Source organism: Streptomyces hokutonensis (assembly GCF_042751305.1).
GTDB lineage: Bacteria > Actinomycetota > Actinomycetes > Streptomycetales > Streptomycetaceae > Streptomyces > Streptomyces hokutonensis_A.
The window spans coordinates 785,927-798,926 of the sequence record NZ_JBHYWD010000001.1; the positions used below are offsets into that span (position 1 = coordinate 785,927).

Below are 13,000 nucleotides of genomic sequence, written 5' to 3' on the forward strand. Positions count from 1 at the left end.
CACGCGCGCGGGGTGGGCGGGGTGAGCGGATGCCGTCCTCAGGGTGTCCGGTGACGCTACGGTCGGCCGCGATGCCCGCGCCAGAGGACGGTTCATCCATCTTTCGTTCCGTGGGTGGAGGAATCGTCCACCCTGATGTCACTCGCTGTCGGTCGGGGTGTCCTCCGGTTCGGTGTCGGGGCCCTGGGCGCGGACGCGCTGGACGTGTTCGAGGGAGTCGCGCAGTTCGGCGAGCCAGTCGTCGGTGTGGCGCTGGACGAGGCGCACGCACCAGGCGAGGGCGTCGCTGCGGCTGCGGGCGACGCCGGCGGCGATGAGGGTGTCGAGGACCTGGCGCTCGGGCTGGCGCAGCCGGGTCATGACGGGGGCGGAGATGTGGGTGAACAGGGAGCGTTCCCCGGCGCACTCCACACCCCACGAGACCTTCCTGCGGAACCGGTGCTCGGCCTCGCGGGCGACCGCGATCCGGGTCTCCCGGGTGCGCTCGCGGAACTCCTGGACGCGGCCCTGGACCGCCGCCTCCTTCTCGGCGTCCGAGACGCCCTCGGCGAGCTTGGGCGCGGGGATGCGGCCGATGACCGTGACCTCCTCGCGGTCCGCCGTGACCTCGACCAGCTCCTCGAAGAGGTCGTCGGGCAGACGGCCGGTGAACCAGCCGCGAAGCTTCTCCTGCTGCTCTGTCGTAATCATGTAATGACGATTACTCGCGAGCAGTCCGAACGCAAGGGGCTGCGGCGGAGTGCGCCGAGAGCTGAAGCGGAATGTTTCGGGACTGTTTCAGGACGATTGGCGAGGGCGGGTAAACCGGCCAACCGGCCCGATTCGGAGATCGGGAAGCCCGTGGTTCCGGGGTTCGCGCGTTCGAATTCTGTGACTTCGCGCCACTGATTCAACACGCAAGGTTACTGAAACCTGTGGGTCTGATGTGTGTTCCGGCGGCGGACTCGGCAGAGTGGCGCCCGCCGGTTCGGCACCGACCGAGCGGGACCGGCATCTAGCGGAAGGATGCACACAATGCGGAACACCGCGCGCTGGGCAGCGACTCTGGGCCTGACGGCCACCGCCGTCTGCGGGCCCCTCACCGGGACCGCCCTCGCGGCCCACGGCACCGGCCCGTCCGCGCTCTACGCCCCGTCGGCCCTGGTGCTGACCGTGGGCCACGGGGACGACGCCGCCCTCGCGACACCGGAACGCGCCGTGACCCTCACCTGCGCGCCCACCTCCTCCGGCACCCACCCGTCGGCCGCCCAGGCCTGCGCCGAACTGCGCGGAATCGGGGGCGACTTCGACGCCCTGGCCGCCCGGAGCGATGTGCTCTGCAACAAGCTCTACCGTCCCGTCGTCGTCACCGTCGAGGGTGTCTGGCAGGGCAAGCGCGTCTCCTACGAGCGCGTCTTCTCCAACGAGTGCGTGAAGGACTCCTACGGGTACGGAGGTGTCTTCACGTTCTGAGAGACCGGGGTCGCACGGTCTCCGTGAGCATCAGGAAGGGTCCGTAGCTGGGGAGTGCGCGCCCCTGTCGCGGAGTACTGCGATCCCGCAGCAGGGGTCGGCCGGGCGGTGTGGGGTCGCCCGAGCCGGCCCCTGCTTTCATTGCGGTTTCTCCGTCTCGGCGGGCATGGCACGCAGCGGCGGAAAGCGGCCGAGCAGACCCGAGGCCCGCAACAGCCGGTCGATGCGCGGCCCGTCGGAGACGATCCGCAGCCGCCCGCCGCGCTCCCTCGCCCGCCCCTCGGCCCGGCACAGGACGCGCAGCCCCGAACAGTCCAGGAACTCGACGGGCCGCAGATCCACCAGTACATCGGGCTCCGCGACCGCCGTCGCGGCGTCCAGGTGCTCGACGACCAGACCGGCGGTCGCCATGTCGATCTCCCCCGAGACCTCGACCACCGTGAAGGGGCCGTACGACCGCGTGAGGGCACAGGAGTTGGCCGCGGGACTGTCGCGTTCGTCCGCTTCCGCTGTCATGGCCGCTCCACCTCGGCACTGGGCGCATTCGGTCTCGGTAGTTACCCCGGAGAGGCCCTGAGCATCCATGACACGCCGCCCGCAAGATCTGGTTCACTCGACATGGTGAACTTCGGTCAGAAAGGTTGACTTTCTGTCAATAGGCGATCGAGTCCTGGCTTCAGGGTCGAAGCCGCGGCCACCACCCCGGCACCGCCTCGCGGTAACGGTCGTAGTCGGCTTCGAATCTGCGCCCCAGGTCGGGCTCCTCGTACCAGCGCGCGAACGCCCACATCAACAGCCCCGCGCAGCCGCCGTAGACGAACAGGACGGGCCGCGCGAGCAGCAGGGCCTGGCCGGCGATCGTCGCGTCCACCGCCACATACATCGGGTTGCGGACGTAGCGGTACAGGCCGCCCACGACCAGCCGCTCCGTCGGCGCGACCGGTGCCGGAGTGCCGAGCCCCTCGGTCACGAACCGCGCGAAGGCCGTGAGCAGTACGGCCGCGCCGGCCGCGAGCGGTACGAGGCCCAGCAGCCGCAGCGGCTGCCACCAGTCACCGGCCCGCCACCCGGTCAGCCACCACGGCAGCAGGACGGCCACGGTGCCCGGGGCCAGCGCCAGGAAGAGCGAACTGCCGTATGCGGCCACCGATTTACGCATACCGCCACCATCGCGTCGTAGCGGAGCCGAAGAGAAGAGGGGCCGCCGTCTCCCTGCGGACGGCGACCCCTCGGTCCTTTGCGGCTCACCTCTCGGCGGAGCCGATCACATGTGGACGACCGGTGCGGCGTCCGCGTCCTGCTCCGGAACCCCGCGGCGGTAGAGCGCGAGTGCGATCAGCGTGCCCGCGGCGAAGAAGCCCGCCGACCACCAGAACGCGGTGGTGTAGCTCTCGATCGTCGCCTGCGCCTGGACCAGCTTGCTGGACGCGTCCTTCCCGGCCAGGTAGTCCGTCGCGGCGCTCGCGGCCAGCGTGTTCAGCAGTGCCGTACCGATCGAACCGCCCACCTGCTGCATGGCGTTGACCGTCGCCGAGGCGACGCCCGCGTCCTCGGCGGCCACCCCGCTCGTGGCGAGTTGCATCGCCGGCGGCATCACCATGCCGAGGCCCGCGCCGATCACGATCAGCTGCGGCAGGACGTGGGTCGCGTAGGAGGAGCCGACCCCGATGCCGGTCAGCCAGGCCATGCCGACCATGGCGATGGCGAAGCCCAGCGGAATGACGACCTTCGGGCCGAGACGCGGCACCAGGACCGTGGTGCCCACCTGCGCCATGACCATCAGCGCGCCGATCATCGGCAGGAACGCGACACCGGTCTTGGTCGGGCTGAAGCCCAGGTTGAGCTGGAGGTAGTAGGTGAGGAACAGGAACACACCGAACATGCCCGCACCGGTGATCAGCACGGCGAGGAACGAGGCGCCCCGGTTGCGGTCGAGCAGGATGCGCAGTGGCAGCAGCGGGTGCTCGGCGCGGTTCTGCCACCACACGAAGGCCGCCAGCAGGACGACACCCGCGATCAGGAAGCCCCAGGTCTGCGACGAACCCCAGTCGTGCGTCTCGGCGTTGGAGAAACCGTAGACGAGGGAGAACAGACCGCCGGCGACCAGCACCGTGCCCGGCACGTCCAGCTTGGAGCCCGCGGCGTCGCGGTGGTTGGAGAGCAGGAGCCAGCCGCCCGCGAAGGCGACGAAGGCGATGGCGACGTTGACGTAGAGCGTCCAGCGCCAGTCGAAGGCGTCGGTCAGCAAACCGCCGAGCAGCAGGCCCACCGCACCGCCGGCGCCCGCGATGGCGCCGTACACGCTGAAGGCCCGGGCGCGCTCGCGGGCGTCCGTGAACGTCGTGTTGAGCAGCGAGAGGGCGGCCGGCGCGAGCAGCGCGCCCGCGACACCCTGGAGGGCGCGTGCGGTGACCAGCATGCCGAAGCTGTTGGCGGCACCGCCGAGGGCGGAGGCGCCGGCGAATCCGACGACGCCGACGAGGAAGGCGGTCTTGCGCCCGAAGAGGTCGGCGATCCGGCCGCCGAGCAGCAGCAGGGAGGCGAACGCCAGGGCGTACGCGGTGACGATCCACTGCCGGTTGCCGTCGGAGAAACCGAGGTCCTTCTGGGCGGACGGCAGGGCGATGTTCACGATGGTGGCGTCGAGGACGACCATCAGCTGAGCCACGGCGACGGTCGCGAGGATCCACCACCGCTTCGAGGAGGGCGCGGGATGCGCCTCCGTGACACCTGACTGGGTGCCTTCGGTCAGTGTCTTCTGGGACATCGGGAACCACTCCAGGGAAGTCGTTCGGGGTTTACCAAAACGTAAACGAAACGGTTTCGTACACATCGACACTAGAGCACTTTCAGCGAAACGGCAACGTTTCGCTGGGGATGGGGATCCAGGCATGCGCTAGGGCAGGTTCGAGGTCGACGGGGCCGGGCTGTACTACGAGGTGCGCGGCAGCGGCCCGGCGTTGTTGATGGTCGGCGGGGCCGGGGGAGACGCCGGCTACTACGACGGCGTCGCGGAGATCCTTTCCGACGCATTCATGGTGATCTCCTGCGACCGGCGCGGCAACTCGCGCAGCACCGGCCGGTCATCGACACCGATGGACCTCGCCGTGCAGGCGGCCGACGCCCGCGCGCTCGTCGACGGCCTGGCCGGCGGGCGGGCGCTGGTGTTCGGCAACAGCGGGGGCGCGATCATCGGACTCACGCCGGCCGCACCGCACCCGGAGGTGATGACGGGCCTGATCGCCCATGAACCGCCCGCCGTGAACGTCCTGCCCGAAGACGACCCCGGGCGCGGCTTCTTCGCCGAACTCGCCGAACTCGCCGCGCTGTACGCGCAGGGCGGGGCGCCGGCGGCGGGGCGCCGGTTCGCCGAGGCCACCCGCGGCGAGGGCACGTACCGCTGGCCCGCCGAGCTCTGGAAGCGGTTCCTGGGAAACCAGGACCACCTCTTCGGCACGGAGTGGTCCGGCTTCGCCGGCTTCCGGCCCGACGAGACCGCGCTCAAGTCGGCCCCGTTTCCCATCGTGTTGGGCGCGGGAGCCGGGGACCGGGGCACGTACTACGCCCGCCCGTCGATCGAGATCGCCCGCCGGATCGGGGCGCCATGGGCCGAATTCCCCGGCATCCACATGGAGTTCCTGCGCCACCCGGACCGATTCGCGGCGGCGGTACGGGTGTTGGCGACCCAGCTGCACAGCCGTGGTGGTGACGTCCCTGAACGCTGGGAGTGCGCAGGTCGGTGAGGGTGGGGCGGTGGTTAGGATCGCCGGCATGGCGCTACGACCTGTGCATGTGACCGTAAAGGCCCTCGACGCCCCGGCGGTCGGCCGGTTCTGGGCTGCGGCGCTCGGCTGGAGTGCCTACAGTCCCGGCGCCACGACCTACGTCGGTCCCGCCGGCGGTCTCGTCTGGCCGGACCCGGTTTTCCTCGGTATCGATGTCGTGCCCGTGCCGGAACCCAGGACGGCGACGAAGAACCGGGTCCACCTGGACCTCGCCACCACCTCCGCGGCCCATCAGGCGGAGCTGGTCGCGCGCCTGAAGTCGCTCGGCGCGACACCTGTCGACGTGGAGCAGGGTGAGGTGCCGTGGACCGTGCTCGCCGACCCGGAGGGCAACGAGTTCTGTGTGCTGGAGCCCCGGGACGTCTACCGGGACACCGGGCCGGTCGCCGCGGTGGTGGTCGACTGCGAGGATCCGTTGGCCACGGGCAGGTTCTGGGCCGGGGCGACGGACTGGTCGCCGCACGGGCTCGCCGACGACCACACGGTGCTGCGCTCCGCCAAGGGGCCCGGCAAGGATTCCGGTCCGTACCTGGAGTTCCTTCGCGTGCCGGGTGCGAAGACCGTGCCGGACCGCGTCCATCTCGACCTGCTGCCGTACCCCGGCGACGACAGGGCGGCGGAGGTGGCCCGGCTGCGGGCGCTCGGCGCCACCGACCTCGACGTCGGCCAGGGCGACGTCCCGTGGACCTGCCTGACCGACCCGGAAGGCCACGAGTTCTGCGTCCTCGCGCTGTCCTGACCTGGACCGTCTTGGCCCAGGCCGGCGAAGGCCCCTCGTCCGTGGCCTGCCGGAGTCATGTATGCCTTGACGGGCATATAACCGCAGGGGCATATTGGCGAGCATGTTCGACGCCTCGCTCTGGACCGCCCTCGCCGATCCCCACCGGCGGGCCATCGTCGCCCTGCTCCTGGAGCGGCCCCGGCCCGTCGGCGAGATAGGGGAGGCCTGCGGTCTGAGCCAGCCCAGCACGTCGAAGCACCTGCGGGTGCTGCGGGACGCGGGCCTGGTCCGGGTACGGCAGGACGCGCAGCGCCGCCTCTACGCCCTCGACCCCGCCCCGATCGCCGCACTCGACGCCTGGCTCGCCCCCTACCGCGAGCTGTGGAACCGCAGCCTGGACCAGCTGGGCCGGCGCCTCGACGAGACGTCGGACGACGATGCCCGGAACCCCGTCCCGAAGGACTGATCCACCATGTCCGTCGTTCTCACCGGCACCTATCTCACCCTCGAAGACGGCCGCCCCGCCGTCCGTTTCAGCCGCGTCTACGACCAACCCCTCGACCGCGTCTGGCAGTTCGTGACCGACCCCGACGAGCTCGCCCAGTGGTTCCCCTCACGCGCCGAGTTCGAGCTGCACCCCGGCGGCACGGTCACTTTCAGCGGCGACCCGAACATGCCGGAGTCGACCGGTCGCGTCATCGCCGTCGACCCGCCCCGGCACCTCTCCTTCGAATGGGGTGGCGACGAGCTGCACTTCGACCTGGAGGAGATTGAGGAGAAGCGCACCCGCTTCACGCTCACCAACGTCCTGAGCGCCGAGGACACCGCGTCCCGGAACGGGGCCGGGTGGGAGGTGTGCTTGACCGCGCTGGACGCGAAGGCCCGCGGCGAGCGCGTCGAGGGACCTCACGCGGGGGCCGGGGCACCCTGGAAGGAGTTCTACGACGGCTACTTGGCGGCCGGGATTCCCTCCGGCGCACCTGTGCCGGGCCTGGACTGACCCGCTCACGCCATCTGCCGCCGCACCAGCTCGTGCAGCCGGCCGCCCGTGTCCGCCAACAGCTGCGCGGGCGGGCCCTGTTGGGCGACCTTGCCGTCCTCCATGACGACCACGCGGTCGGCGTCCAGGACGGTCGACAGGCGGTGCGCGATGACGATCCGGGTGGCGTTGAGGGCCTTGGTGCTCTCGATCACCGTGCGCTGGGTCTCGTTGTCGAGTGCGCTGGTCGCCTCGTCGAAGAAGAGGATGCGCGGTCGGCGGATCAACGCCTGCGCGATCATCAGGCGTTGACGCTGGCCGCCCGAGACCGCGCCGCTGCCCGCGACGATGGTGTGCAGGCCCATCGGCATCCGCTTGATGTCCTCGGCGAGCCCCGCCATCCTGGCCGCCGCCATCGCCTCCTCCGGCGTGAACGGCTCGGTGCCGCAGATGACGTCCAGGATGGAACCGGTGAACGGCTGCGCGTGCTGGAGCACCACCCCGCACTGCCGCCGTACCGCCGACTGGTCGAGGGCGCCCAGGTCCTGGCCGTCGTAGAGGACGCTGCCGGAGACCGGTTTGTCGAAGCCGATGAGGAGGCGCAGCAGGGTGGACTTGCCGCAGCCGCTGGGACCGACGATCGCCACGAACTCGCCCGCGCGCACCTGGAACGACACGTCGTCGAGGACGAGGGGGCCGTCGTCGGCGTAGCGGAAGGACAGGCGGCGGGCCTCGATCGCGCCGGAGAGCTGGCCTGGGCGGGTGCTCGCGGTGCGGACCTCCGGGGCCGCGTCGAGGACCGGCCTGATCTCCTCGAACAGCGGCAGCGCGGAGACCACCGAGACGAAGGCGCCGGTGAGTTGGGTGACGGAGGTCAGGACCATCGTCACCGAGGTGTTGAAGGTGAGGAAGGCGGCGGCCGACATCGAGCCGCGTGCCGGGCCGGCGAGCAGCATGAACATCAGCAGGGTGCAGACGGGCAGATACACCGCGCCCATCACCGTGGTGAGGTTCTTGATCCGGCCGACCTTCTGCTGGAGTTCACGGCTGCGCGCGAACTCGGAGGCCCAGGCCGCGTAGGCGTAGTTCTCGGCCGCCGCGACCCGCAACTTCGGCAGTCCGCGCAGGGTTTGGAACGCCTGGTTGTTCAGCTTGTTGCCGAGCACGACCAGCTTGCGCTGCCAGCGCACCTGCCACAGGCCGAGGCCCAGGAACACGGCCGCGATCACCACGAGCATGCCGATCGCCGCGAACGCCATCGACGGGCTGTACCAGAACAGCAGCCCCAGGTTCATCACGCCGACCGTCACCGACTGGGCGACGACCGGGCCGACTCCCGCCAGCAGACGGCGGATCGAGCTGATGCCCATCGCCGCGCTCGCCAGCTCACCCGTCGAGCGTTCGGTGAAGAACTTCGTCGGCAGCCTCAACAGGCGGTCCCAGACAGCCGGTTGGAGCGTGGCCTCGATCCTGCCCTCCAGGCGGAGCATGGTGAGGTTCTCCAGCAGCATGAAGGCTGCCGCCACCACACTCGTCACCATCACGGCCAGACAGACCTGCACGATCAGGCCGGTCTGCGCCTTCGGCACGAACTCGCCGAGCACCTTGCCCGTCGCGATCGGCACCAGCGCCCCGATCGCGACCGTCACCAGTCCGCTGATCAGCAGGTTGGAGATGTCACTCCCGGTGCCCTGCATGCTGAAGCGCAACAGCCTCAGCGGGCTGAGCCGGCGCTCGGGCAGCGGGCGGTAGAACATCACCGCGCGCGGCTCGAACTCCTCCGCGTTCGCCTTCTCGATCGGCGTCTCGCGCCCGGTCGCCGGATGGACGGCGACATAGCCGCCGCGCCGCCACAGCAGCGCGACCGGCGCCCCGGACAGCGCCCGACGGCCCACCAGCGGACCGACGTTGTCCCGCCACCAGCGCCCGTCGAGCCGTACGGCCCGCACCCGGACCCGGGAGGCGAGGGCGATCCGCTCGACCGGGTCCAGACGCTCGCTCTCACTGCCGCTCTGCGCGGGTTCGGCGAGTGTGATGCCGGCCGCCTCGGCGACCAACTTGCAGGCCGCGTACGACGCGTCGGCGTCGGCGGCCGTCGTGCGCCGCGGCGAGGACTTGCCGATCGACGCCAGCAGCGTCCGGTCGGCCTGGGCGCGCACCGCCTCACCGGCCTTGATACCGGCGGCCGTTCGCGTCTCGTGGGTGCGCTCCAGCTGCTCGATCCACTTGTCCAGCGTGGAAAGGAGGCGGTACTGCTGGTCGACCATGCCCTGCCAGACACCGGGGTCCATCAGCAGATCGACCGCCGCCTCCGCGCCGTACATCGACCCGTACTGCACGCTGCCGGGCGGCACTTGCATCCAGAACACGTCGTCGTCGGTGAGCGCGGCGGCCCGTTCGCCGGCCATCGGGGCCTGGAAGAGGATGGAGAGGCCGCGGCCGACACCGAGGGCGAGGGCGTATTCGAGCGGGCTCGAAGTCGGCGGCACGTACTGGGGGTTGCCGTACTCGTCGTACGACCAGGTCTGGGTGTTCGCGGGCTGGTACAGCTCCCGCAGGTTGATGCGGTGCACCACGCAGTCCCGCAACGGGCGTGCCACCAGCGTGTGTTGGGGGCCGGTGACCGGACCGAGCAGCAGCGAGCCGGCCTCCAGCCGGCCGAGGTGGTGCCAGTGCCCCTGCTGTACGGCGTCCACCGCGAAGAGGTCGATGGCGCCCGACGCGACCAGCCAGAGCACCTGCGGGCCTTCGAGGTCGAGGCGGTTGAATCCGGTGCAGTCGATCGGCGTGCCCAGGGACCCCAGCGCGCCGAGGACCAGGTCGCCTTCGTGAACGGACGTCATCTCAGCGCTCCTTGACCAGCGTGGCGTAGGCGCCGCCGGCCGCCACCAGGGCGTCGTGCCGCCCGCGTTCCACGATCGTGCCGTGTTCGAGGACGACGATCTCGTCGCTGTCGCGCACCGTGCTGAGCCGGTGGGCGATCACCACGCAGGCGCAGCCGCGCTTGCGGAGGTTGTCCATCACGACCAGCTCGGTCTCCGCGTCCAGCGCGCTCGTCACCTCGTCGAGGACGAGGATGCTGGGCCTGCGCACCAACGCCCTTGCGATCTCCAGGCGTTGACGCTGACCGCCGGAGAAGTTGCGCCCGTCCTGCTCGACCCGGCTGTGGATGCCGCCGGGCCGCCGCATGACGACGTCGTACAGGGCGGCGTCCCGCAGCGCTTCCGTCACGGCCTCGTCGGGGATCGACGGGTCCCAAAGCGCCACGTTGTCGCGTACCGAGCCCTCGAAGAGGAACACGTCCTGGTCGACGAAGGAGACGGAGGCGGCGAGCGCGCCGCGCGGGATGTCCTCAAGGCGGTGGTCGTCGATGCGGATCACGCCCTCCCAGGGCGTGTAGAGACCCGAAATGAGCCTGGACACCGTGGACTTGCCGCTGCCGGAGCCGCCGACCAGCGCCACCTGCTGGCCCGGTCCGACCATGAGTGAGAAGCCGGTGAGGAGGGGCTTGTCGAGGGGGCTGTAGCCGAAGGTGATGTTCTCCAGCTCGACGTGTCCCTGCAGCCGGCGGGTCGAATCGGCGCCGCCGGCACGGGAGTAGAGGGGATCCGCCTGGAAGTTCTCGACGTCCTTGAGGCGGGCCACGTCGGCCGCGAAGTCCTGGATGCGGCCCGCGACGCCGTTGAGCCGGGTGATCGGCGCGGTGAAGCGGGTGACCAGGGCCTGGAAGGCGACCAGCAGACCGACCGAGATGCCCCCCTCCACGGCCCGCATGCCGCCGATCCACAGGATCAGCGCGCTGTTGAGGGAGGCCAGCGTCGGTGCGACCACGCCCAGCCAGGCGCTCGGCACCCCGAGCCGCTGCTGCTCCTCCAGGGTGGTGGCGTGCTGTCCGGCCCACTTACGGAAGTAGCCGTCCTCGCCGCCGGTCGCCTTCATCGTCTCGATCAACTGGAGCCCGGTGTAAGCGGTGTTGGTCAACCGGGCGCTGTCGGCGCGCAGTTTCGCGGTGCGGGTCGCGCGCAGCCGGATGACGACCCGCATCGCCACCACGTTCAGCAGTGCGACGCCTATGCCCACGTAGGTGAGTTGGGGGTCGTAGGTGTAGAGGAGCACCGCGTAGAGCACCACGACCACCGCGTCCACGCCCGCCGCCGACAGGTCGCGGGCCAGGGTCTCCGCGACGGAGTCGTTCGACTGGAGGCGCTGCACCAGGTCGGCCGGGCTGCGCTGGGAGAAGAACGTCACCGGCAGCCGCAGCAGATGGCGCAGGAAGCGGGCGCTGGAGAGCGTGGAGGAGATGATGCGGCCGTGGAGCAGGTTCGCCTGTTGCAGCCAGGTCAGCACCAGGGTGAGCAGGACGCAGGTGCCCATGGACGCGAACAGCACGCCCAGCAGGGAGGTTTGACCTCCTATCAGGAACATGTCGATGTAGGTCCGGCTGAGCGCGGGCATCGCCGCGCCGACCAGGACCAGCAGCAGGCTGGAGAGGACGGCGGCGGGCATCGTGCCCGCGGTGCCGCGCAGCCGGGCGGGCATCGCACCCAGGACGCCCGGCTTGCGCCCGCCCTTCTCGAAGCCGTCACCCGGCTCCATGACGAGGACGACTCCGGTGAAGCTGGAGTCGAAGTCCTCCATGGGCACGAACCGGCGGCCCTTGCCGGGGTCGTTGATGTACACCCCGCGGCGGCCGAAGCGGCGGCCCATGCCGTCGTAGACGACGTAGTGGTTGAACTCCCAGAACAGGACGGCGGGGGACCGGACTTCGGCGAGGGCGGCGGTGTCCATCTGCATGCCCTTGGCCGTGAGGCCGTAACTGCGGGCCGCCTTCAGCAAGTTGCTGGCACGCGAGCCGTCGCGCGAGACACCGCAGGCGATGCGCAGTTCTTCGAGGGGGATGTGGCGGCCGTAGAAGCCGAGGACCATCGCGAGGGAGGCGGCGCCGCACTCGACGGCCTCCATCTGGAGGACGGTGGGTGAACGGACCGTCTTCGCACGGCCCGTGGGCACCGGGCGCTTCGGTGGCGCGGAACGGCGCCGGGAACGGGTGTCCTGTGCGGGGCTCACGGCAGCAGCCAATCGAGGGGACGCTGATCGGCCAGCCGGATCGAGGCCGAGGCCATGGTCATGGAGGTGAGCGCGAACGGCGGCCCGTCGGCGGACGACCACTTGTAACCGCTCTTCGTCCGCGCCGACTTGTCGAGCTTCACCATCACGGCCACCGGCCTGCCCTTCTTGGTGAACTGCTCGCCGAGCTGGCTGTCCCCGAGGAACGCGGCGATCTGCTGCGCCGACTGGGCGGACCGGTCCACCGCCTTCACATGGCCGCGCAGCACGCCATAGGTCTGCGTCGGCACGGACGAGACGGTCAGGTCGACGGCGGCGTTCGCGGGGATGGAGGCCGCGTTCTCGGCGGGCACGTACACCGTCGCGTACAGCGGATCGTTGGCGCGTGCGACCTTCTCCACGGCGGCGACGTTCGCGCCGGTCTGGATGATCTGGCCGATCGTGGCGGCGAGTGCGGTGATCCGGCCCGCGGCGACCGTGCGAACGACGGAGTCGCCGTCGGCCGTACGGACCTGTAGGACGGGGGAGTTGGCCGGCAGCCGCTCGCCCTCCTGGGCGACGACAGCCGTGACCTGGCCCGCGACCGGGCTCTGCAGGATGTAACTGCCCTCCCCGTGCGTGAGGACGGCGGACGCCCCGACCGTGGACGCCACGGAACCGGTCACCGCCCACACCGAGGCGGCGGCCACGACGACCACCGTCACACAGAGCACGAGCCAGCCCTGCGGACGCGCGAAGCGCACCGGAAGATCGAGCTCCTCGGGCGACTGGAGCTTGGCGAGGGCCTGTTGGCGGAACTGCACGGAACTTCCCTCACCTGTGGGAGAGATCTTTTACGGCACCGGAGTACGGCACCGGAGTACGGCACCGGAGTACGGCACCGGAGTACGGCACCGGAGTACGGCACCGGAGTACGGCACCGGAGTACGGCACCCCAAGAGTCCCCGGGGGCGGGTAACGCCGCCGCGCACCGGCGGGAAACAAGGCGCGCACGGA

The 13,000-nt window shown here is 70.5% G+C and carries 12 protein-coding genes; 5 read left to right on the forward strand and 7 right to left on the reverse strand.

Annotated features, from left to right (window positions below):
* Nucleotides 1-138 precede the first annotated feature (138 nt).
* Entirely contained in the window at nucleotides 139-690 is a 552-nt protein-coding gene (locus ACFXC1_RS03635) for a hypothetical protein (RefSeq protein ID WP_381238228.1), read from the reverse strand.
* 324 nt (nucleotides 691-1,014) lie between these two features.
* On the opposite strand from ACFXC1_RS03635, the gene ACFXC1_RS03640 reads away from it, so the two are divergent.
* On the forward strand, nucleotides 1,015-1,452 hold the full coding sequence (locus ACFXC1_RS03640) for a protease inhibitor (protein WP_381238230.1): 438 nt from the start codon (nucleotides 1,015-1,017) through the stop codon (nucleotides 1,450-1,452).
* Between the two features lie 138 nt (nucleotides 1,453-1,590).
* Here ACFXC1_RS03640 and ACFXC1_RS03645 read toward each other — a convergent pair whose 3' ends face one another.
* From ACFXC1_RS03645 to ACFXC1_RS03655, 3 genes are all read right to left on the reverse strand, one after another.
* Complete coding sequence (locus ACFXC1_RS03645) at nucleotides 1,591-1,968, reverse strand: STAS domain-containing protein (RefSeq protein ID WP_381238233.1); 378 nt, start codon at nucleotides 1,966-1,968, stop codon at nucleotides 1,591-1,593.
* Nucleotides 1,969-2,128: 160 nt separating this feature from the next.
* Complete coding sequence (locus tag ACFXC1_RS03650; RefSeq protein WP_381238234.1) at nucleotides 2,129-2,611, reverse strand: methyltransferase family protein; 483 nt, start codon at nucleotides 2,609-2,611, stop codon at nucleotides 2,129-2,131.
* Between the two features lie 105 nt (nucleotides 2,612-2,716).
* A complete protein-coding gene (locus tag ACFXC1_RS03655) occupies nucleotides 2,717-4,219 on the reverse strand; it encodes an MFS transporter (RefSeq protein WP_381238237.1) in 1,503 nt (500 codons plus the stop codon).
* 172 nt (nucleotides 4,220-4,391) lie between these two features.
* On the opposite strand from ACFXC1_RS03655, the gene ACFXC1_RS03660 reads away from it, so the two are divergent.
* From ACFXC1_RS03660 to ACFXC1_RS03675, 4 genes are all read left to right on the forward strand, one after another.
* Nucleotides 4,392-5,195, forward strand: a complete 804-nt coding sequence (locus tag ACFXC1_RS03660) for an alpha/beta fold hydrolase (RefSeq protein ID WP_381238240.1) — start codon at nucleotides 4,392-4,394, stop codon at nucleotides 5,193-5,195.
* A 28-nt stretch (nucleotides 5,196-5,223) separates the two neighbouring features.
* Complete coding sequence (locus tag ACFXC1_RS03665; RefSeq protein ID WP_381238242.1) at nucleotides 5,224-5,976, forward strand: VOC family protein; 753 nt, start codon at nucleotides 5,224-5,226, stop codon at nucleotides 5,974-5,976.
* A gap of 103 nt (nucleotides 5,977-6,079) precedes the next feature.
* Nucleotides 6,080-6,424 carry an ArsR/SmtB family transcription factor gene (locus ACFXC1_RS03670; RefSeq protein WP_381238245.1) on the forward strand — a complete coding sequence of 115 codons (345 nt, stop codon included), beginning with the start codon at nucleotides 6,080-6,082 and terminating at the stop codon, nucleotides 6,422-6,424.
* Between the two features lie 6 nt (nucleotides 6,425-6,430).
* The gene (locus ACFXC1_RS03675; RefSeq protein WP_381238247.1) at nucleotides 6,431-6,958 is read left to right on the forward strand and encodes an SRPBCC family protein; all 528 of its coding nucleotides are present in this window, start codon (nucleotides 6,431-6,433) and stop codon (nucleotides 6,956-6,958) included.
* Nucleotides 6,959-6,963: 5 nt separating this feature from the next.
* Here the strand turns inward: ACFXC1_RS03675 and ACFXC1_RS03680 are convergent, their stop codons facing one another.
* From ACFXC1_RS03680 to ACFXC1_RS03690, 3 genes are read right to left on the reverse strand one after another with little or no spacing between them, the layout of a single operon-like run.
* Nucleotides 6,964-9,780: an NHLP bacteriocin export ABC transporter permease/ATPase subunit gene (locus tag ACFXC1_RS03680; protein WP_381238250.1), complete on the reverse strand. Its 2,817-nt coding sequence runs from the start codon at nucleotides 9,778-9,780 to the stop codon at nucleotides 6,964-6,966.
* A gap of 1 nt (nucleotide 9,781) precedes the next feature.
* On the reverse strand, nucleotides 9,782-12,004 hold the full coding sequence (locus tag ACFXC1_RS03685; RefSeq protein ID WP_381238252.1) for an NHLP family bacteriocin export ABC transporter peptidase/permease/ATPase subunit: 2,223 nt from the start codon (nucleotides 12,002-12,004) through the stop codon (nucleotides 9,782-9,784).
* Nucleotides 12,001-12,807, reverse strand: a complete 807-nt coding sequence (locus ACFXC1_RS03690; protein WP_381238255.1) for an HlyD family efflux transporter periplasmic adaptor subunit — start codon at nucleotides 12,805-12,807, stop codon at nucleotides 12,001-12,003. The genes ACFXC1_RS03685 and ACFXC1_RS03690 overlap by 4 nt, the downstream gene beginning before the upstream one ends.
* Between the last annotated feature and the right edge of the window lie 193 nt (nucleotides 12,808-13,000).

Coding starts and splice junctions, on each gene's coding strand:
- ACFXC1_RS03645 (WP_381238233.1), bottom strand. CDS start 1,968: ATGACAGCGGAAGCGGACGAACGCGACAGTCCCGCGGCCAACTCCTGT.
- ACFXC1_RS03635 (WP_381238228.1), bottom strand. CDS start 690: ATGATTACGACAGAGCAGCAGGAGAAGCTTCGCGGCTGGTTCACCGGC.
- ACFXC1_RS03680 (WP_381238250.1), bottom strand. CDS start 9,780: ATGACGTCCGTTCACGAAGGCGACCTGGTCCTCGGCGCGCTGGGGTCC.
- ACFXC1_RS03670 (WP_381238245.1), top strand. CDS start 6,080: ATGTTCGACGCCTCGCTCTGGACCGCCCTCGCCGATCCCCACCGGCGG.
- ACFXC1_RS03675 (WP_381238247.1), top strand. CDS start 6,431: ATGTCCGTCGTTCTCACCGGCACCTATCTCACCCTCGAAGACGGCCGC.
- ACFXC1_RS03665 (WP_381238242.1), top strand. CDS start 5,224: ATGGCGCTACGACCTGTGCATGTGACCGTAAAGGCCCTCGACGCCCCG.
- ACFXC1_RS03640 (WP_381238230.1), top strand. CDS start 1,015: ATGCGGAACACCGCGCGCTGGGCAGCGACTCTGGGCCTGACGGCCACC.
- ACFXC1_RS03655 (WP_381238237.1), bottom strand. CDS start 4,219: ATGTCCCAGAAGACACTGACCGAAGGCACCCAGTCAGGTGTCACGGAG.
- ACFXC1_RS03650 (WP_381238234.1), bottom strand. CDS start 2,611: ATGCGTAAATCGGTGGCCGCATACGGCAGTTCGCTCTTCCTGGCGCTG.